Origin of the sequence: Nostoc sp. DedSLP04 (assembly GCF_034530775.1) — a bacterium.
GTDB lineage: Bacteria > Cyanobacteriota > Cyanobacteriia > Cyanobacteriales > Nostocaceae > Nostoc.
This window is the reverse complement of the sequence record NZ_JAVRCL010000019.1, coordinates 95111-114924: the sequence shown is the minus strand read 5'-3', so window position 1 is coordinate 114924 and position 19814 is coordinate 95111. Positions and strand designations below refer to the sequence as shown.

General features: G+C 42.3%; 16 protein-coding genes. 2 read left to right on the top strand and 14 right to left on the bottom strand.

The window, feature by feature from the left end; all coding sequences use genetic code 11:
• Window positions 1–427: 427 nt before the first annotated feature.
• The 14 genes from RMX89_RS13520 to aroF form a co-directional block, all read right to left on the bottom strand.
• The gene (locus tag RMX89_RS13520; RefSeq protein WP_322689293.1) at window positions 428–982 is read right to left on the bottom strand and encodes a hypothetical protein; all 555 of its coding nucleotides are present in this window, start codon (window positions 980–982) and stop codon (window positions 428–430) included.
• A 102-nt stretch (window positions 983–1084) separates the two neighbouring features.
• Window positions 1085–2818 (bottom strand): multicopper oxidase family protein, encoded by a 1734-nt coding sequence (locus tag RMX89_RS13515; RefSeq protein WP_322689292.1) that lies wholly within the window; start codon window positions 2816–2818, stop codon window positions 1085–1087.
• 119 nt (window positions 2819–2937) lie between these two features.
• A complete protein-coding gene (gene tyrA, locus RMX89_RS13510; RefSeq protein WP_322689291.1) occupies window positions 2938–4173 on the bottom strand; it encodes a bifunctional chorismate mutase/prephenate dehydrogenase in 1236 nt (411 codons plus the stop codon).
• A gap of 66 nt (window positions 4174–4239) precedes the next feature.
• The gene (gene aroH / locus RMX89_RS13505; RefSeq protein ID WP_322689290.1) at window positions 4240–4677 is read right to left on the bottom strand and encodes a chorismate mutase; all 438 of its coding nucleotides are present in this window, start codon (window positions 4675–4677) and stop codon (window positions 4240–4242) included.
• A 392-nt stretch (window positions 4678–5069) separates the two neighbouring features.
• Window positions 5070–5702, bottom strand: a complete 633-nt coding sequence (locus RMX89_RS13500) for a hypothetical protein (RefSeq protein WP_322689289.1) — start codon at window positions 5700–5702, stop codon at window positions 5070–5072.
• Window positions 5703–5766: 64 nt separating this feature from the next.
• The gene (locus RMX89_RS13495; RefSeq protein ID WP_322689288.1) at window positions 5767–6420 is read right to left on the bottom strand and encodes a PEP-CTERM sorting domain-containing protein; all 654 of its coding nucleotides are present in this window, start codon (window positions 6418–6420) and stop codon (window positions 5767–5769) included.
• A 102-nt stretch (window positions 6421–6522) separates the two neighbouring features.
• Window positions 6523–7158, bottom strand: coding sequence for a PEP-CTERM sorting domain-containing protein (locus tag RMX89_RS13490; protein WP_322689287.1), 636 nt, complete (start codon window positions 7156–7158; stop codon window positions 6523–6525).
• 129 nt (window positions 7159–7287) lie between these two features.
• Complete coding sequence (locus RMX89_RS13485) at window positions 7288–8037, bottom strand: Coq4 family protein (RefSeq protein WP_322689286.1); 750 nt, start codon at window positions 8035–8037, stop codon at window positions 7288–7290.
• Window positions 8038–8131: 94 nt separating this feature from the next.
• Entirely contained in the window at window positions 8132–9277 is a 1146-nt protein-coding gene (locus tag RMX89_RS13480) for a 3-oxoacyl-ACP synthase III family protein (protein ID WP_322689285.1), read from the bottom strand.
• 408 nt (window positions 9278–9685) lie between these two features.
• Window positions 9686–11539: a ScyA-related TPP-binding enzyme gene (locus RMX89_RS13475; protein WP_322689284.1), complete on the bottom strand. Its 1854-nt coding sequence runs from the start codon at window positions 11537–11539 to the stop codon at window positions 9686–9688.
• Window positions 11540–11671: 132 nt separating this feature from the next.
• Complete coding sequence (locus RMX89_RS13470; RefSeq protein WP_322689283.1) at window positions 11672–13195, bottom strand: long-chain fatty acid--CoA ligase; 1524 nt, start codon at window positions 13193–13195, stop codon at window positions 11672–11674.
• 47 nt (window positions 13196–13242) lie between these two features.
• Window positions 13243–14679: a cytochrome P450 gene (locus RMX89_RS13465; RefSeq protein WP_322689282.1), complete on the bottom strand. Its 1437-nt coding sequence runs from the start codon at window positions 14677–14679 to the stop codon at window positions 13243–13245.
• 65 nt (window positions 14680–14744) lie between these two features.
• Window positions 14745–16442, bottom strand: coding sequence for an aromatic amino acid ammonia-lyase (locus RMX89_RS13460; RefSeq protein WP_322689281.1), 1698 nt, complete (start codon window positions 16440–16442; stop codon window positions 14745–14747).
• Window positions 16443–16500: 58 nt separating this feature from the next.
• Complete coding sequence (aroF, locus tag RMX89_RS13455; RefSeq protein WP_322689280.1) at window positions 16501–17610, bottom strand: 3-deoxy-7-phosphoheptulonate synthase; 1110 nt, start codon at window positions 17608–17610, stop codon at window positions 16501–16503.
• Window positions 17611–18094: 484 nt separating this feature from the next.
• Here aroF and RMX89_RS13450 point away from each other — a divergent pair, with 484 nt between their 5' ends.
• Window positions 18095–18991, top strand: coding sequence for an SDR family oxidoreductase (locus RMX89_RS13450; protein ID WP_322689279.1), 897 nt, complete (start codon window positions 18095–18097; stop codon window positions 18989–18991).
• A 509-nt stretch (window positions 18992–19500) separates the two neighbouring features.
• Window positions 19501–19791, top strand: a complete 291-nt coding sequence (locus RMX89_RS13445) for an HNH endonuclease (RefSeq protein WP_322674611.1) — start codon at window positions 19501–19503, stop codon at window positions 19789–19791.
• The last annotated feature ends 23 nt before the right edge of the window (window positions 19792–19814 follow it).

The following is a 19814-nucleotide window of genomic DNA, read 5'->3' as shown; positions in this document are numbered from 1 at the left end:
GTTTCCTAAATCCTTTGTGAGCAAGCTTTTCAAGACTTAACGGGAAAAGTCAGCTATATCATTTGGTCTGAAAGCTTATCAGACAAGATTTTCAAGCTAATTTTTTATATCAAACTCAGGTGAACTAGAGTATCAACGACGACTAAAAAGTATTCTGAGAGATTTGCGAATAACAATTGTAATTACCTAAAATCCCTATTATGAATTAGGCTGACAAGGCTAAAATGTTGTAATAGATTTTTGATAAAATTGAGATAAATTAATGCGTTCTGCTTTTTTCTAATACACTGTTTTAGCCTTGACGTGCAACTAAAAACGGGATTTGGGGTAATTAAATTATTTGTGTGTAGTCCGTAAGCTTTGATAGGAGGTTAGAGGGAATCTAAAAGTAATTAAAATCCCGGCGATCAACTTTTAAAAATATCTGTTAATTAGCAATGCCTCCATTGGAATGATTGAGTTTTTTAAGACTGAGCCTACCGTTTATTTTGTTGATAGCTACTAAAACAGTTACACTTAGTATTCCCAACATTAAAGAAGACTCAGGTATAGGTGTTATAGAAAAAGAACTGAGGGGATAACCTGTATAGGAACCTTGATATCCAACTTCTAAATAGTCATAAGTGTTAAAAACATTATATGACACTTTTCCTGCGGTGAAAGCAAATCCAAATTCACTCAATGCTGGAGAATCAACTAGTAAGAGATTGTCATTGTCAAGAAATGAACCTGGAGGTAATAAAGATTCTATTGGATCGCTATTTCTAGTGCCTGTAATATCTATAATCTCATAACTATTTGTGGCGGAATGGTAAGGGCTAGTTGTTAATGTTCCACTGGCTATAACATTGTCATTTGGGTTCAGTACACTTGTACCAGAGTAGTAAAAATTAAACATGGCAGCCGAAACAGGAGGCATCATAGCCGTTAGAAAACAGATCGTACCAGTAAAAGTAACTGCAAGTTTTTTGTCAAAATTCATTCTATTTTTCTTTTTATTTCAAATCACTATTAAGATCGTCTTTGGTTAATGACTTATTCTTAAAGAACCCCATCTTTGATTCTCTTCTCAACACATACGAAGCTACGGTAGAACGTCAAAAGGTAGCATCATGTCGTTATCCTCGTGATTCAGCATGTGGCAGTGCCACACAAATCGTCCAGTGAATGAATTGCCAAAAGGTAAATTTGCTGCGGCTTTAGCACCAAAAGGAACTATCACACGAACCACCTCAAACGGATTGACTACTACAGTATCTTTCCAACCAGCCTCGTTCGCTGCTGGCGGTTTTGCTGAACCTTTTAAATAGGGAGTAGGGTCGAGTGGTGGATAACCGTATGGGACTGTATCCCCACCAGGTGCGTTGTGCATGAGTACTTTACGCGGCCCAGTAGCCCTGTATGCTGCTGAATACGCAGTATCATTGATTGATTGACGGTTGAGGATTTGAAATGGTACTAGATGCAAATGCATTGTGTGAGCAAATGGCTGAAGATTGATAAAGTTCCACTGCTCTACTGTGTCTACTTGTGGTTGCTCTCTCAATTCTGGGTGGTTGGCTGCCTCATGCCAGTAAACGGCGTTGAGTATCATGGCTAAGACTTTAAAATTAGAGTCCAAAATATCTATTAGAACCAGGTTGCGCTCTTTGACTGGTTTCGTAGCAATTTTTGTGATTAATGGATTGTTTACTCGCAGCCTTGTGGGAATAGCTTTAGGAACGGCAGCACCCTGATTCACTGTAAACTGCATAACTTCTGGCATTTTAAAGAAACCCTGAGCAATTACCGTAGCTAAACCTTTGGGATACGGTGCAGCAGCGTCGTTTTGCAATACAATCTTGTCTCCTGGCAGGCTTTGAGAAAAATCGATGAGTACGTCTGCTCGTTCACCAGGCCCTAGCAGTAGCTTAGACAAATATACTGGAGCGTTTAGGAATCCTCCGTCACTGCCAATTTGAATTAGTTGCTGATTTGACGACAGCTTTAATCTGAAGAATCGGGAGTTTGAGGCGTTGACGATGCGGAAGCGGTACAAAGTTCGGTCAACATTGAGGTTTGGCCAAGCCTTGCCGTTGACGACAGCAACATCAGCGTAAAACTCAGTTTTCCATGTCGCTGGAAAGGACATCGAACCATTGGAATCGAAGGAATGATCTTGCAGCACCAACGGTATTTCATAAGGCGCTCCAGCAGGGATACCAAGGGGGCCATTGCCACCAATGGGATCGTCATCATCCCTAATCAGATACATTCCAGCTAAACCGGCTTGGAGGTTCAAAGCGGTCATGCCAAGGGAATGGTCATGATACCAGAGTGTTCCTGCCTCTTGATTGTTGTTGTAGTTGTACACATTGCTCTGTCCAGGCAGATATGTATCTTCTGGATAACCGTCGCTCTCAGGTTCGGTATTGCTGCCGTGTAAGTGTATAATTGTTCGGGGATTAGTTATGTCGGATGCATTGACACCATGCAAGTTTGTATCTACTGACCCAGCTAATGGATGAGTGCCAAGTTTATTGAATGCCTGAATCCTAACGGGCGTTCCCCTTGCTACCTCGAAAGTGGGGCCAAGATAAGACAATCCGCCGTAACCCCAGGTGGTAGAAGATCCTAAGCTGCTATGGAACGAGTGTGTACCTGGTGCAATATCTAAGGTACTAGGCGGTGAAATTGGGTATGAAATGGGCAGAGACTCGGTAAATTTTGAAAGTGAGGGCGAGGCTGCATAGGTTCTCTTTCCTTTAAGTAGTTCGGGGAGCAGAACTCCGGCTCCTAAACCTGCACTCATCGTTAAAAATTGCTTTCTAGTTAACATTTTTGATTTTGGTTGTAAAAATTAGCATTGAGTCTACAAGGAATTGGACTTACGCAAGAACTCTTTGAAACTCTGATTTCTTTGTGTCCAACTCTTACGAGATGCTGCGCGAATGCGCTCTACCCTTTGGATTCAATAGTTCTTCCATGAGAAAGAACCTCGGCTCGTGGTGCTATAGGTTGATTAGCGATCGCTACGCCCGCCGTTGGCGTTCGCGTTAGCGTCTCTGAAAGAGAAGCCTCTCGTACAGAAGGCATCGTATGTTTACTAAAACATAGTTGTTTTTGTTCGACATCTTTAGCTGCTAAGAGTGTACTCAAGGAGTCAATTACATAAGTACTTTCTTCTACAGCAGAGTGCATTTCTTCTGCCAAAAAGCTATGGGTTGCTTTGAACTCCTGAATTAAACTATCTCGATCGTTTTGAATAACTAATTGCGCCAACCGATTATAAGCGATCGCTAGCTGCCCAATAGCTTCTCGACGCTCTGATGTCGCAAGCATAATATCTACTACCAGAGGTGCAGACTGACTGAACAAGCGGCCAACTATGTCCATTTCTAGACGAAAAATTGGGCTAGAAAAATCTAAGCTACGATGGATGTCAATGTTTTGTTCTGCTAGGAAAACACCAAGACTAAACGTTGTAAAATTACGGATTGCTTGAACAGCAATCATCATTTCATCGTGTTCTTCTGGTGTTGACACAATCAGTTTACCACCATCATGTTCAATTAAATCCAAAAGCCATTGAAATGCATCGTCTCCACGACCAGAACAGACTACCACCTTTTGGCACAAGAAGGATTTTATCCCTGGGTCAAACATTGGATGTAAGCTCATTACAGGCCCACTATGCTGCTCAAGCATAGTCTGTAATATTGGAGTTTTAATACTAGCAATATCAGCTAAAGCAGTAGTTGGAGAGAGGTATTTAGCAAGTTTATGTATCACATCTATTGTATATTCAATAGGAACACAAACTAAAACTAAATCTGCTTTTTTTAGTAGTGATTCTGCTTGTTCCCAGTCCCCCTGGTCGAGAATACTGATGTAGTGGCCGGTGGCTGATAATTTCTGCTGAAAAAAGTACCCCATCATACCGCGTCCACCAACTAGAGTAACCCGTCGTGGTTTGGTATTTGCTGGAGGCGAAAATGCATTAGCAGCAGAGGTACAACCTGTAACCAGGTTTTTCCACATTGACTCTGGAACACCAGCCTCCACTAAGGAGAATGCAAAATTAGTAATTTGTTCTTCTAAAGATATAGATTGTGATTCAGCTAAAACTGCAATTCTTTTACCTAGTGAATCAATGAGTTGTTGGTCAATTTGTTTCAGCTTTTCTGGAAGCATAAGACCTCTTCAATAGATGATTATTTTTTCAGAGATAGCGATGTCTGCGACAGTCTACGCTTACGCTTAACTGCATCTCGCTATATCCGGGCGTAACTGTGCAGCGCCACGCAAATAGATCGGGCGTAATGCATTTTGAGCCATAGGGGTATTAAAGTGAATTAGCACCCGAATACAGCATTTCAGGCTACCGTTTACCTGCATTTGCTGGACATCCAATAGAGGAACTCGATCCCAACCCGGACGTTGACGTGCCACCGCTGCTGGAAACATTGCATCTAAATCAGGAGTTGCTGAAAAGGTGACACTAACGATTTCAGCAGGATCTAAAGGATTGTTTGCTTCTAAAGCATTCAATAACTCATCTACAGCCTCAGCGATCGCTTGTGCTGAGTTTTGGCTAACTGTAGTTGCACCCCGGAGTCCTCGCACCCGCCATTCTCCAAGTGACGCTGATATGTGATTTTGTTGGTATGTATGTGTAAGCAATGTGAACTTATCCATGTTGATTTAACCCTTAAAGACTTAATTTTTGTCTCAACACAAAGTTTTAGTTAGCTACTCTTTCAACCCAAAATAATTGGAACTTTTTTCAGATTTTTAGTCTAATTTTTATTGATTTTTGCTATTTCTTAATACCAATAGCTATGTGCTGCTTTGAAGAGTGCGATCGCCTATTATAGTTTTGATCCGATATATATCAGGTATAGATGATATATTCTGACAAAATTCTAGAGAGATTATTGAGATTAAAGAGTTAAAAAACAATAAACCTATTTGTAACCCTCTTTCATTCTTTAGATATAACGATTGTTTAACAATAGAAAGTTTAACCAAAGGTGATGAAAGAGGAGCAATCTAGATTGGGCTAAAAGTTAACTAAACCAGCGTCAGTCTTAGATATCAATTAGTTTTCCTTGGCGCTGACGACGACAGAAGATAAAGTAAGCGCCTACCCCTAACAATGCAGGCAACAATCCAGGTTCAAAAACCCTTTCAATTCGGGTTTGGACAGTTCCTGTGTACAGTAGATTGCCTATTGAATTAGGAAAGTCCGCATTTGGATAGACATCAAGAATTGCAGTACTTGGAACTGTTGTTCGGATGGCGGTAGATTCCCCAAATGTACCCTTTGGATAATGAAAATAGTTCAGCAAAGCAAACTCAGACGCTGGCTGCCGTTGAGAAGCGCGTACTTCCCAAATAAAATCGTCGGTATCAGGTGATGTAAGACCATCTTCTTGACGGGGTAAAAAAACAATCGGATTGCCAACGGTTCCTTGAAAAACTCCCTTCTCCCCCAAATCAAATTTATAATCATATCCCCCTTCAAAATATAGGGTAGACTTCGGTGAATCTGGAGTTCCTATGGCAGTGTCATCGTAAGTAAAGTAACCGTTCACTCTCTCACCTTCAAAGCTGAATCGATACAAAGCTGCTTGAGCAGTGTCTATATTTAATATTATCGATACGAGGAATGCTGCTGCACTTGAAATAACAGGAAGTGAGAATTTATCAAATAGAGCCATTTCTCTTACCTTTAAAAAAGATTGATTGCCAAATTAAATTTTTTAATAGCTCGGTGAACTAATCTTATGCAGATAATAGTTGTCGGCGCTGACGACGGAAAATAAACCAAGCACTCACTCCCAGTAATGCAGACACTGATGCAGGTTCAGGAATCTGTTCGATTTTTGTTTTAACAGTTCCTTGAAATGTGTAGTCTCCCGTCGTATTAGGGAAATCCCAGTATGGGTAAACTCTGAGTCTAGCGGTGTCAGATACGCTCGTGCGGATGGCAACAGAATCTGAAAAGGTTCCCTCTGGGTAACTAAAGCGAATTGACAAACCGTATTGCCGCCCACTGGCAGCCGGAGGAACGTAAAGAATAAAGTCATCAACGCCACCATCGTAGCCTAAATTACCAGCACGGCTAAGATAAACAATATTTCTGGCCTCATCATGTATATCTTGCTGCGATCCTTTTGTTCCCTCGGTAACAACACCCCCTGCATTAATGGAATATTGTTCCACTGAGCCATCATACTCAGCAAGAGGAAAGTTCTCTCCGAGAGGTTCTAGCTTCTTAGCTGAATCATTATAGATAAAGTAACCATTTGCTCCCTCGCCCTCGAAAGTAAATTTAAACAGGGCAGCTTCAGCAGTATTTATGTTTAATGTTACTGACGCAAGTAACACTGCTGCACTTGAAATAGCCGAAAGCGATAATTTATTCAATAAAGCCATTTTTATTACCTCTAAAAAACATTGATTGCCCAATTAGTTTCTGAAACTAACTTTAATAAAGTACTAAAAAAGACTTAAATATACTAAGTTGGTTTACTATAATTAATTCTCTTCAGTAATAATATGTCGGTGCTGACGACGGAACAAAAACCAAGCGCCTACTCCTAACAATGCAGGCAAGAATGTAGGCTCAGGAACCTTCTCAATCCGAGTTCGGACAGTTCCTGTATACAACAGGTTGCCTCTTGAAGAAGAAGGGTCTACATTTGGATAAACATCAAGAATTGCAGTACTTGGGACTGTTGTCCGTATAGCGGTAGATCCACCAAATGTATCTTCTGGGTAATGAAAATAGCTCACGAAAGCAAACTCAGACGCTGGTTGTCGTTGAAAAGCACGTACTTCCCAAATAAAATCATCAGTGTCAGGATATGGAATACCATCTTCAGCACGAGCTAAAAAAATAATCAGATTACCAACACTTCCTTCAAAAACCCCCTTCTCCCCAAAGTCAAATTTATAATCATATCCTCCATCAGGATATGCTGTAGCATTGGGTGTAAAGGGACTGCTTCCTATGGCACTGTCATCGTAAGTAAAGTAACCGTTTACTCCCTCACCCTCGAAACTAAATTTCAATAAGGCAGCTTGGGCTGGATTTGTACCAAGCGTTCCTAAAGCTAAAAATGCTACAATGCTGACAGCAGAAGCAATTGAGAATTTATTCAACAAAGCCATTTTAGTTATGTCCCAATCAATATATAGCAGTCTTAAATGATATGGGAGAATGAATAAAAGCTGTAATGCTTGTATAATTAAGTACTTTTGCCTCAGTATTTTCTCGCATATCATTTAAGATTGCTATTGTTATACTTTCAGGCTGAAAATTTTATTATTTGGCAGGCGATCGCGTTGTAAAACTTGACCTGGGAGTATATTATACTCTGCCTGAATACTTTCTAAAGGTCTGTGCCACATTTCTTCCCAGCGCACAGCCCAAAGGGGATGAGCAGCACGACCCCGTTGCCAGCCTTCAAATAGCGCCTCTAGAGCCAAGCCTAGATTCTTGGTGTTAATGGTTGCAAAGTGCAGAACCAAAGCTGTCATCAACAAGGTTTGATAGACTGTTGGGCCTTGACCATGACAAAAACCCTGGAGTGCTAATTCTCCCAAAATTTCTGTGTTATAGCCAGTTATGACGTGCCAGATATCGTGAGTCTGCATTTTGCGTATTTTGATATAGTTTAAATCATCAGGTGAATCATAAGCGCTATAGTCATAAGCAGGAATACCATTTTCAGTCATGTGATGATAGTAGACATAACCTAGAGTTCCTGGAGCGCAGTCTTGATTGAGGTCTTCTAATTTATACTGAGGCCCCAAATAGCGTTGCGAAATCATTTCTGCCATCCCAGGATAAAGCTGCAACTGTTCAACATGGTCAGAAGCTTGCATGTCATCCAGATGCCTGATTGTTTCTTCTAACTTGAAATACCATGCAAGCTCAGGATCTTGAGGAAATGCTGCTACTGATAAAAAAGCCTGGATAAAAGCTGGATCGTTCAGCACGGAGTTGGAATTGGTCAGGACTTGTGCCGTTGACTCTGTAATCTCCATCACAAAACTCCTTTCAAAGATGTATGTATTTTGCTGTTTAGATGTATGCAGTGTAGAGACGCAATTAATCACGTCTCTATAAAAGTCAAGAATCCTATTGACGAATCAGAATTCTATCCTCTTGTTGAGAAAAGCTGACTGATGGAGCAGGAGCAGGGCCTAGCGCGACATCGCCCCAGCGCATTACACAGCCACCAGCATTAGATGACGAACCCATTGTGTAGACGAGAACTAGATCGTTTTCACGAATTTTACCTGCATGGGCGGCATGGTAGAGATTCGCAACGGGAAAGGTTGGCCCAATATTGGCATATAGGGGATTAATGTTGAGTGTACGCTCTGGTTCAATACCGAGAGCGCGGGTGCAAACTCGTGAATACCAGGCACTGGGTGTATTAAAGACAAAAAAGTTGATTTGATCTAAGGTGAGTCCAGCATCAGCGATCGCACCGTGGCAACATAGACGAATAAACTTCACTGTTGTCTCGTTAAACATCTTGCTTGCACCCTTGCCACCTCGGATAAACATTTTGACGTTACCATGTTCATCGGTGGTGAATTCATTATAGAAAGCACCGCAGGTAGCAGCAGTATTGGCAATTTTCGTACCGAGAATACCTTGGTTTGCTTTCAGTTTACCAACTACAAAGGCTCCAGCACCGTCGCCTGATAAAAATGCTAAAGTATCATTTTCGTCAGTATAGCGCGAATATGTAGTTGAGACGACTACTAACACATTCTGATACTGTCTCGTTTGCACTAAAGAACAGGCCGTTTGAAGCGAAACTAATACTGAAGTGCAAGTTGATTCTATATTCCACGCCGCAGCTTGTAGTCCCAATTTTCCAGCCAGAAAAGCAGCATTACCAGGTGTGATTTGCTCTGGAAATAGTGAAGTAACGAGCATGAGATCGATGTCTTCAGGAGATAGCTTTGCGGCTTCGAGGGCATCGAGGGCGGCGCGATATTCTAGTGAGAGCGAAGTCTCATCGGGAGCTAACACCCTTCGTTCCACAGTACCACGGAAAGGGTCTGACATATATGGTGTTACTTCTTGTGACCAGATATCATCATCACTGGTGACTGTGGCTTGGTCGGGTACAAACAATTTCGCTAGAGTTTTTTGTTCAGCCTCAGCAACCATCTTTGGGAAATTCTCTCTGTAGTAATTGTTTGTGCGGATGATGCTAGGAAAGTTAACTGAAACTGCACGAATACCTACTGGTTCTAATGTTGTCATGACAAATATCCTTTTGATTTTGTTTTTGGTATTACACGATGAAAGTGGAAAATACTGATACGATTCTCAGTTGAGTGAGGTAAAAGAACCCCACCCCCAACCCCCTCATCGCTTGCGGGGAGGGGGCTATGATATACCTTGTATGATTTGGAAACGCTATATAGTTATTAATCATTGGTACTAATGACTAATGACCGAATGGCACGCTTGTAAAGCTGAAAGCTCGTGTAGGCAGGGTGTTGGGGGTAGGGTTGCAGGTTCGGGGAAAATTAAGAAAACAAAATATCGAGTATGAACATAAATATTTTCCTTCTTCACTACACCCACTCAGCCACACCCCACACCCAAAAGCCTTATAGGTAATGGGTTTGGCGTTAACAAGCGTGCCATTCGACTAATGACCAATGACTAATGACCAATAACCGTTTTAGCTTCTATGGCTCCTTGCTTAATCAAACTTTGAATGCGGCCTCCAATAGGTGCGGGTCGCGTTGGGTCAATTTTCACATCAACAATGAATGGAACAGTAGATAAAAGTGCTTTTTGTAGCGCCGCTTCCAAATCTGATTCAATATTAACACAGATACCGTCAGCTCCCATAGCTCTAGCGATCGCAGCAAAATCAGTACTCGGTATTTCTGTATCTATGGGAACCTGGCCACTTAACCCCTGCAATGCCATTCCTTGGGCGCACATATTGTAACGTCCATCGTTGAGGATAATCCAGACAGATGGAACCTCAAATCTCACTGCCGTGCTGACTTCGTTGTTCATCAGCATTGCTCCGTCGCCAACAATTGCAACGGCTTTACCTTTTCGCCCTAATGCTGTGCCAACTACCCCGGTGGTAGCATGACCCATAGAGCCAAAACCAGTACTAATCCGGTAACGACCTGGTTGCTTAAATCGCAACAAGTGAGTTGCCCAAGCAAAGGAGTTACCCGCTTCAGCTAAGATTGAGGCATCGCTACCCTCAATAATCAGCCCTTGAATTGCATCCATCAGAACTTCGGGGCGCACTAAACCATTGTTGCGGGGAGCATTGGTGTAAATTTCAGGACGGGGTAGTGAGGAATTAGGAAACCAATTAAGACGTTTTGGCAAGTGTTTTAATATCGCTTTGAGGAATGCTTTGATTTCTGAGTGGACAGCAACAGTCTCTACTGATGGATAAGCTACTCCTGGAACTTGCGCATCGATATCAACATGAATGAATCCATTACTGGGAATCATCGCCGGACTCCAAAATGAGGTAGGTTCACCAAGGCGCGTTCCCAACACTAATATGCGTTGCGGTCGTTGCTCTTGCATATATGTCAGGACTGATAAATGTCCGCTAAAACCTGTGACACCGATAAATTGGGGATGATGTTCTGGAAAAATCCCTTTGGCGCGAGGTGATGTCATTACCGCCGCCCCAGTTTTTTGTGCCAACTGGCGGATTTCCTCGGCGGCGTGTCGCGCCCCAAAGCCAACCCAGATGGCAAAGGATTCTTCAGATAATAGTTTTACAGATTTAGCGATCGCTTCTTCACTAGCTGTTGGTACAGATTGAGAAAAGCCTTGCTGAGGTAACTGTGCTTTTAATGGTGTCGTCTGGATTGGGGTAGGAACGCTAATATGGGCTACAAAGCTGCCTGGTTGGGCTAAACCTTGGGCAAGTCTGCGAGAAATTTCTGGCAGTTGATCTCCAGACTCTAATATAGTTGCGTAATTGAATAGTGGGCCCGAAGTAAAAATTCCTGAGAAGGGCATTGTGTGGGCGCTAGTTTCTTGACAAGCTCCCCGACCGCGATTTGCAGTTGAGGTTGCAGCCGACAAGAAAATTACCTTTGCTCCTTCCCCTCGCGCCGCAAAAAGCCCAGTCAGAGCGTTAGTGATCCCAGGGCCTGTAGTAGTGAATACCACGACGGGGCGATCGCTGGCAAAATAAGTTTCAGTCGCGGCGAAGGCTGCTCCTGATTCATGGCGAAAGTGAAGCAATTGGATGCTGCTACGGTTTAATGTTGCCCATAATGGCCCGATACCGCCTCCTGAAACACCGAATCCATACTCAACTCCCAAATTTTCCAGGATCTCGATTAAAGCCTCTGCAACTGTAGGTTGAGCTAATTCTGACTCTGGAGATTTTTCATTCAGTGATGCAGGCGAGAAAATAGAAGATCCAGTTGAATCAAATGAGATTTGATTAGGTGAGAGGCTAGTTTTCGTTCCCAAAGCTTGAGAAGAATTAGTGCTTTTGTTGATGGATTTAATATTCATGATTGCCAATTTTTGTTACTTTCTGTTGACTTTTTACGTACTTGCGTATTTTTGGAAAATTCTTTGATGTAGGGTAAATCAAAAACCTGTTTCCCCTATTTTCTTTTATTTGAAGTGAGTAGTTAGCTCAAACTACGATTTATTTGTTAAAAGCCTTTTAGAACCTGATTGCTGGCGCAAAACTCGTTTTAGAACTTTACCAGTTGGGTTTTTTGGCAGAGAATCTACAAAATTAATGTTACAGGGAAGTTTGTATTTTGCCATTCTTTCAGAGCAAAATTTGATGATTTGTTCTTCGCTAATAACGTGACCATCTTTCAAAATAATATTTGCGTGAACTATCTCACCTTTATAATCATCATTTACACCATATACAGCTACTTCAGCAACAGACGAGTGTTGATAAATTACATTTTCTACTTCAGTTGGATATACCTTAAATCCAGACATATTAATCATGTCTTTCAAACGGTCAACGATGTAAAAAAAACCGTCTTCATCTACCCGACCAATGTCACCAGTATGGAACCAACCATCTTTAATTACTTCAGCAGTTTCAAATGGACGATTCCAATAACCAAGCATGACATTAGGCCCTTTAATTACTATTTGACCCAATTCACCAAGCTCTACCTGATTACCCTTAGTGTCTATAACCTTCATTTCTACATTCTCGATGGGAGCGCCAATGGAACCGAGTTTGTATTTCAAATCATGATTATAAGATGCACATGGTGATGTTTCAGTTAAACCATATCCTTCATTGATGACTTTTCCATACTTATCTCGCCAAGTTTGTGCAACTTCAATTGGCATCGGTGCAGCTGCTGAAAAGTAATAACGCACGCTATTGAGGTTATAACTAGATAAATCGCTATTTAACAGATTAATAAATACCGTTGGTACACCAAAGAACATTGTTACTTGATGAGTTGCGATCGCGTTGAGTATTTGCTCAAGATCAAATCGACGTTTCAGGATAATTGTGGCACACACGTTTAATGCTGCATTGAGAATAGCATTTTGACCAAAGCAATGAAATAACGGTAAGTAAAGTACTAATCGGTCATCTGATTGCATTCCACAACAACGGTTTTGCGAATACATATTAGAAATTATGTTGCCGTGAGAAAGGGTCGCTCCTTTAGGAAAACCTGTTGTTCCCGACGTATAGACAATGCTAGCAGGAGTATGGCGATCTATTTCAATAGCATCTGCATTACCAGAAGCACTTTCCATCAGTTTTGCTAAAGTAATTCCCTTTTTGGCGCTACCTTCTGCAATCAAAATGTGTTGCAGTTCGGGTAAATCTGCCTCTGGTACATTTTCAACGAGTGACTCTGTGGTAATGATTGCCTTAGCAGCACAATCGTTGAGAATATAGCTAACTTCATTGCTTTTCAGCATGACGTTGACTGAGACAACAACCGCACCAATTTTGAGAATACCAAGATAAGAAATGATAAATTCTGGAATATTTGGCAAAAACAAAACTACGCGATCGCCTTTTTTAATTCCTAATCCACTTAAACTGTTAGCTAGACGATTTGCTAGTTGGTTAAGCTGTTTGTAAGTAAAAGATTTCTCTTCAAATATCAGCGCAATTTTGTCAGGATATAGTTGATAACCCCGCTCGATATGATGGGCAATATTCATGGCTAAAAAGACTCACTTAACTTCATTACCTTTGTCTACTTCGACAGTCATTGCTCAGAAGAATTCAGTGTTAATAATATCTTTTGAGTATTTAGCTGACTGACGTTATCGAGTTCCGTTCGTGGCTGCAATGTCATCAGGATGCCTTTGCGTGTTTGCAGAGTTAGCAATGGCTGCGGCTCAACTGGATGTTCAGGCAGTAGATTGAGGCGGAAACGTTGACACACCATTGCCACAATCAACTGAATTTCTGTTAATGCAAAGATGTCACCTAAGCATTGACGTTGGCCGCCGCCGAAAGGAAAGTATGCATAACGGGGACGATCAACAGAGCGTTCTGGTGTGAATCGTTCAGGATCAAAGCCTTCAGGATTATCCCAAAAAGTAGGGAGGCGGTGCGTGACAAAGGGACTGAACAAAAGCATCGAGCCAGCTGGAATATGATAGCCGCCAATCAAATCATCGCCCAAGTTGTTGCGGGCATAAACCCACGCACCCGGATAAAGTCGCATTGCCTCTTGGACAACCATTTTGGTATATTTCAGGTATGGCAAATCCTCGAAAGTAGGGGTTCTGCAAGCCAATACCGTAGCCAGTTCTGCCTGTAACTCGCGTTCCACGGTGGGATATTTGGAAAGCAAGTACCAGATCCAGCCAAGTGTTACAGCTGAAGTCTCAAATCCAGCCGAGAAGAGTCCAACTATCTGGTCATGTAATTGCCGATCGCTCAATCCTTTGCCAGATTCATCCTGAGTACTCATGAACATTGAAAGTATGTCATGAGTAGTATGATTGCCTTGTTTGCGTTGCTGAATAATGTTGTTAGCAACTGTGCGGAGGGTGTTGATTGCTTGGGTAAACTGGCGGTTTTTTGGTGTGGGGAAGCTAATAGGCGGCTTGATGACAGCCCATAAGCGATCGCTAAGGAACTTGTAGATAATATTCCAAGCCTGAATTAGTTCGCTGGTGTCACGATCAGCATCGATACTCAAAGTCGTCTTCAGCAGAATCTTCTGTGTCAGCACGAGCATTTCCGCAGAGATATCGAGAGTTGCACCGGGTGGAATTTTTTGCCAGCGTTCTACCATCTCGGCGGTAAGCTGGGTCATGTCATTGACCATCGCGGCGATTTGCTGGCGGTGAAAAGATGGTTGCATGAGGCGACGCTGGGAACGCCATGAGTTACCCTCGCTAATTACCAAGCCTTCGCCAATTACTAGTTTTATGTCCTGGAAATTTTCACCTTTTGTATAGTTCTGAGGATTTTCTTGCAGGACATATTTTATAGAATCGGGATCGGCAATCAAGTAAAGTTGTTGCGGGCCGATTGACCCCAGATGGACAACGCCACCATACTCACGCGCTGCATTGGTGAGGAATTGCAGCGGATTTGTTGACATTTGTGGAAAGCAACCAATAATCGGAAAACCAGGTGGGCCAGGAGGTTTTTTACGTGCATTTTGGTAGATGCTTTGTTTGATCATTGTATTCTCTCCAATTTAATTAGAAAAAATCATCACCGTTCGTAACAGATTAAGACTTAGGAGTTTCAGGTCAACAAAAGCTCCTTAACTGCTTGCACAATCTGTCCACCATTGGCGATATCACTGGCAATTTTGGCGATGTGTTCGTCTAGGGCTTGTTCGTGGTCATTCCAGATGTAAGGTCTGTCGGCAGAAGGCGCTTGTCCGACGACATCACGGATTGCTAGATATAAATTTCTGGTTGCTGGCGAGAGGGTGACGCGGGCATCATAATGTCCAACAGTTTTGTATGTGCGTAAATCAACTGCTTGCACGCCAAACATCAAGGCGATCGCTATATACTGTTGAAATATTTCTACTGATTGACGTGCTAAATTTGCCGAAGCAAAACCTTGACTATTGATATTTTGGTTATATTGTTCTGCGTGAGTGGGAAAACGATCGGCTATAGAATTTCCATAGAAGGTTAACAGAGGCATAATCGAGTTGCCAGTAATTTGCAATCCCTTCAATCCCATGTTTACAACTCGATCTGTGTTACCAACTAAAGATGGAGATAGCCCATTGTTAAATTCTGGTGCAACCAAGTACGCTATTTGGACATCCAAGTGTTTAGCTAACAACCCGATGTAATAACGCAATTGATCCATGCCTACACCAATGTACTGCCCTAAGAAATTACCGCCATGATAACTTGCTTGGTTTTCTACATCGATAAGTGGGTTGTCAGTTACAGAGTTAATTTCTACCTCAATTTGTTTTTTAATTTGGTCAAAACCATCGACAATTGGCCCCATATATTGAGGCAAACAACGCAGTGAATAACGATCTTGAATCGGATGTTCGCCACGATAGTTGTGAGCGCCATTTAACTCGTCTCTAACTAACTGTGAACCTTCTAACAGGTTGAGCATTTGGCTAGCAGCCCATTTTTGTCCTGAATGTGGTTTGAGTTTATGGATAAATGGGTGAAATGATTGATTAGTCCCATTTAAACCTTGAATAGCTAAGGCGTGGGCAGCCATTGACAATCCTAAAAGATTTTTGGTGTCGTAGACGCAATTAGCGGCGATACCTGTCATGACTGAAGTACCATTCATCATTGCTAACCCTTCTTTAGGAAGTAGGTGCAATGGCTCTAAATTCAGCTTTTTGAGTGCTGTTAGGGCATTTATTTCTTCACCGTTAAAGTCAACGGTGTAACTGGAATTTAAACCAATCAATGCTCCGGTAATATATGCTAAGGGTGTTAAATCACCACTAGCACCAATGGAACCAAATTCGCAGACATGAGGTGTAACACCAGCATTCAGAAATATCAACATCCGCTTGAGGATTTCTAAACGAATCCCCGATGCACCACTAATGTGAGAATTCACACGTAGCAGCATGGCAGCCCGAACATCAACTAGAGGTATTTTTTTACCTGCACCTACTTTGTGATACCACATCAAATTATTTTGTAGTAAAGTCGCAGATTCAGGAGAAATTACCACGTTTGCCATACCACCAAAACCAGTTGTCACCCCATAAATAGGTTCACCAGATTCAACGGCATTACGAATATAATCGCAGGATGCTTGAATATTACCCAGTTTTTCTGGATCGTCAGTTAAACGTACCTGTTTGCCATAACGCGCTACACTAATTACTTCTTCAACAGTGAGATTGCGATCGCCTACGACTACGGCATCATCAGAACTAGGGACAAAAGAAAAAGCTGTTTTCTGGCCAGTGTTTGTACTTAAGCTAACTGTATTCATGTTTTCTAGAGTTTGTTGTGACTAAAGTTTTCAATCTTGGCTGACGAGCTAACAATTCTTAAAGAACCCCAATCTTCCAATTTATTAAAGATGTCTGCGACTGAGTGACTTTACTGTTTGTGTATCTTGGTTCTTGCCAACGACCAAAGAATTTGCCCAGAGGAGTGATTTCTTTCATAAATTGCTCAAAGTTAGGAAAATTGAGCGATTGAGGCCCATCTGAAAGGGCTTTTTGAGGGTTAGGGTGAACCTCAACCATTAGCGAATCACAACCAGCCGCGATCGCAGCCAGCGCCATTGATGTCACCAATTCCGATTTACCAGTAGCGTGGCTAGGATCGATCGCAATTGGAAGGTGAGTTAAATTACGCAAAACCGGAATTGCAGATATATCTAACGTGTTGCGTGTATATTCCCGATCAAAAGTTCTAATGCCTCGTTCGCACAAAATCACATTGGGATTTCCTGCTGCCAAAATATACTCTGCTGACATCAGCCAATCTTCAATAGTGGCTGACAAACCACGTTTGAGGAACACAGGTTTATTGGTTGCACCGACTTTTTTCAAAAGGGAAAAGTTTTGCATATTGCGTGCGCCAATTTGCAAAATATCTGCAACTGATGAAATTATTTCCAATTCAGCCGCATCCATTACCTCGGTAATAATGCCCAAGCCAGAAACCGATTTAGCTGTTGCTAACCAGTCCAAGGCACTTTCTCCATGTCCCTGGAAAGCATAAGGTGAAGTTCTGGGTTTGTAAGCACCTCCTCTGAGAAACTTTGCACCTGCGGCTTTGACTTGCAGTGCAGTTTCTACAATCATTTCTTCGCTTTCTACAGAACAGGGGCCTGCAATTACAACTACAGGATGGTTTTGACCAAAGGTTATGGTTTCAGAGGGTGTAAACACCTTGACTTCACTGGGTTCACCATGACGAAACTCTAAACTAGTGCGTTTGAATGGCTTCTTTATCCGTAGCACTTGCTCAATAAAAGGGCTTAAATTTTGCACTTGGCGCACGTCGATTTCTGCCGTATCACCAATTAAACCAATAGCTACTTTATGTTTACCTACAGAGATTTCTGGGACAACATTCCAGCGTGAAAGTTCTGTGAGCAATGAGTCAATTTCTTGTCGAGGAGAACCGGATTTCATGACAATAATCATCGTTTCAACATCCTTCTAAAATATGTATGCAATTAACTTGTACAAATCTGAAGTTGTGTAATTACTTAGCTTAAAAACCAGGAAATAATGGCGTTCAGTAGTTTTACTGTTGCCAATGACTTACACAATATCTGAGAACTTCATGTAACACAGCAACCTTTTCTGCTGCTTTAGGTGCAGTTTCTCCACCTGGAACATGCAGAAAAGTGCATTGACAGCTTTTCTGCAATTTTTACCCGAAAAATAAGACTTTTTGTGCTTTGTAGAGTCAACTAACCGATATGATTGGTCAGATTCACTCGTTGGAGGAAAGGGATTTCCAGCAGTTGATGTTACCTCTAGCCCAATACAAGCGCATCGAGCAAGCCCGCGCCTAAGTCTTACATACTCTGGAAGATTATTCTGCTCAAAGGGTGAGGAATCGTTCTCCTTAATGCTTGATACTTGAGTCTTGAATTGCAAAAACTATCAAAACAACTAAGTGATGAAATCCGATCGATTAGAGATGCAAGACCCCCGGCAGCAATATCCCGCTCCGCCCTTTCCTCAACAACCACAGCCCGTACCAGGACTTGCTCAAAAGATGCAGCCCCAACCGGATCACGGTGAGCAGAGCTACATTGGATGTGGAAAACTTGCAGGTCGGAAGGCATTAGTCACCGGAGCCGATTCTGGTATCGGGCGTGCTGTTGCGATCGCATTTGCGCGAGAAGGTGCTGATGTCGCGATCGGCTATCTTAAGAGCGAAGAGGCTGATGCTCAAGAAGTCATCCAATTGATTGAACAATCAGGGCGCAAAGCAGTTGCGCTTCCGGGTGACATCACCGACGAGCATTTTTGCCAAAAGCTGGTGACAGATGCAGTGCAATCTTTGAACGGTTTAGATATTCTGGTGAACAATGCTGGCGCACAGACATCTTACCCATCAATTAGCGATATCACGACTGAGCATTTCGATAAAGTGATGAAGACAAACCTCTACGCGCTATTTTGGATTACCAAAGCTGCCGTTCCACATCTTAAACCCGGAGCATCAATTATTAACACCACTTCGATTCAGGCATATCAACCTTCAGCGAGTCTGCTTGACTATGCGATGACCAAAGCCGGCATTGAGAATTTCAGCAAATCTCTCGCCAAACAGATGATCGAGAAAGGAGTGCGCGTTAATGCAGTCGCACCCGGTCCATTCTGGACTCCGCTACAGCCGAGTGGTGGTCAGACCCAGGAGAAGATCGAGAAATTTGGTTCTGAAGTTCCGCTCGGAAGACCTGGGCAACCTGTGGAAATTGCTCCTGTGTATGTGTTGCTTGCTTCCCAAGAAGGCAGCTACATCACCGGAGAAGTTTATGGTGTAACAGGCGGCATCGGGATTGCCTAGTTCAAAATGTTGAAACGACTCTAGGAGAACTTTTATAAGAGTCACCGATCTTGAAAATAGGGAAAACCTTCAAATTAATTCTGGTTGGTTAACTGCGATCGCCACCGGCTTATGGCGGCCCTGCAAGCTGCGGCGTTAATTTTGGGGAGTGAGCCGACACCAAGTGCGATCGCTCCCTATCTGCAAGTCCTAGCCCAGTTGAGGAAAATCAGAGGTGGACAGTAGAGAAGCGGATGCCATCTGTGATACGCTGGCTGATGCTGACTTCTAATCTTTGTAATGCCAACTTGAAGATTATTCGTTTTTTGCATAAAGCACGAAACTTGAGGTGAATAGTATTATATAACGGTATCTATTATGGATAAACCGGGGACAAGATTAATTGTCTCCCATATAATTTACTTCTATCAAAAACTGCTCTGGATAACTCCAGGGCAGTTTTATGTTGAGCCGATTAGCCCTAGTTTAGTAATCGCTATGATATTAGATAGAGTTTTATCATTCATCAGGTGCCAAATAATCAACACAAGCAATGCCAACTGTGTCAAAGAGAGATGGAATATTTAACTGTCCATCACTTAATTCCACGACAAAATACCAAACGCAAAAAACAAGACCCAGGCCCAACAGCAAATATCTGTTCTGCCTGCCATCGACAGATTCATGTTTTATTCGATAATAAGCTGCTGGCCCTTGAACTCAACACACTAGACAAGCTCAAAAGTGAGCCGCAAATGCAAAAATTCTTGGTTTGGGTAAAAAAACAAGACCCTGGTAAGCGAGTTTCAGTCCATCGCTAAAAAGTAAGGTGGATAGTGTGTTC

Bases quoted from the DNA above. Each gene is read 5' to 3' on its own strand.
- RMX89_RS13520 (WP_322689293.1), bottom strand. From the start codon at position 982: ATGAATTTTGACAAAAAACTTGCAGTTACTTTTACTGGTACGATCTGT.
- RMX89_RS13515 (WP_322689292.1), bottom strand. From the start codon at position 2,818: ATGTTAACTAGAAAGCAATTTTTAACGATGAGTGCAGGTTTAGGAGCC.
- tyrA (WP_322689291.1), bottom strand. From the start codon at position 4,173: ATGCTTCCAGAAAAGCTGAAACAAATTGACCAACAACTCATTGATTCA.
- aroH (WP_322689290.1), bottom strand. From the start codon at position 4,677: ATGGATAAGTTCACATTGCTTACACATACATACCAACAAAATCACATA.
- RMX89_RS13500 (WP_322689289.1), bottom strand. From the start codon at position 5,702: ATGGCTCTATTTGATAAATTCTCACTTCCTGTTATTTCAAGTGCAGCA.
- RMX89_RS13495 (WP_322689288.1), bottom strand. From the start codon at position 6,420: ATGGCTTTATTGAATAAATTATCGCTTTCGGCTATTTCAAGTGCAGCA.
- RMX89_RS13490 (WP_322689287.1), bottom strand. From the start codon at position 7,158: ATGGCTTTGTTGAATAAATTCTCAATTGCTTCTGCTGTCAGCATTGTA.
- RMX89_RS13485 (WP_322689286.1), bottom strand. From the start codon at position 8,037: ATGGAGATTACAGAGTCAACGGCACAAGTCCTGACCAATTCCAACTCC.
- RMX89_RS13480 (WP_322689285.1), bottom strand. From the start codon at position 9,277: ATGACAACATTAGAACCAGTAGGTATTCGTGCAGTTTCAGTTAACTTT.
- RMX89_RS13475 (WP_322689284.1), bottom strand. From the start codon at position 11,539: ATGAATATTAAATCCATCAACAAAAGCACTAATTCTTCTCAAGCTTTG.
- RMX89_RS13470 (WP_322689283.1), bottom strand. From the start codon at position 13,195: ATGAATATTGCCCATCATATCGAGCGGGGTTATCAACTATATCCTGAC.
- RMX89_RS13465 (WP_322689282.1), bottom strand. From the start codon at position 14,679: ATGATCAAACAAAGCATCTACCAAAATGCACGTAAAAAACCTCCTGGC.
- RMX89_RS13460 (WP_322689281.1), bottom strand. From the start codon at position 16,442: ATGAATACAGTTAGCTTAAGTACAAACACTGGCCAGAAAACAGCTTTT.
- aroF (WP_322689280.1), bottom strand. From the start codon at position 17,610: ATGATTATTGTCATGAAATCCGGTTCTCCTCGACAAGAAATTGACTCA.
- RMX89_RS13450 (WP_322689279.1), top strand. From the start codon at position 18,095: ATGAAATCCGATCGATTAGAGATGCAAGACCCCCGGCAGCAATATCCC.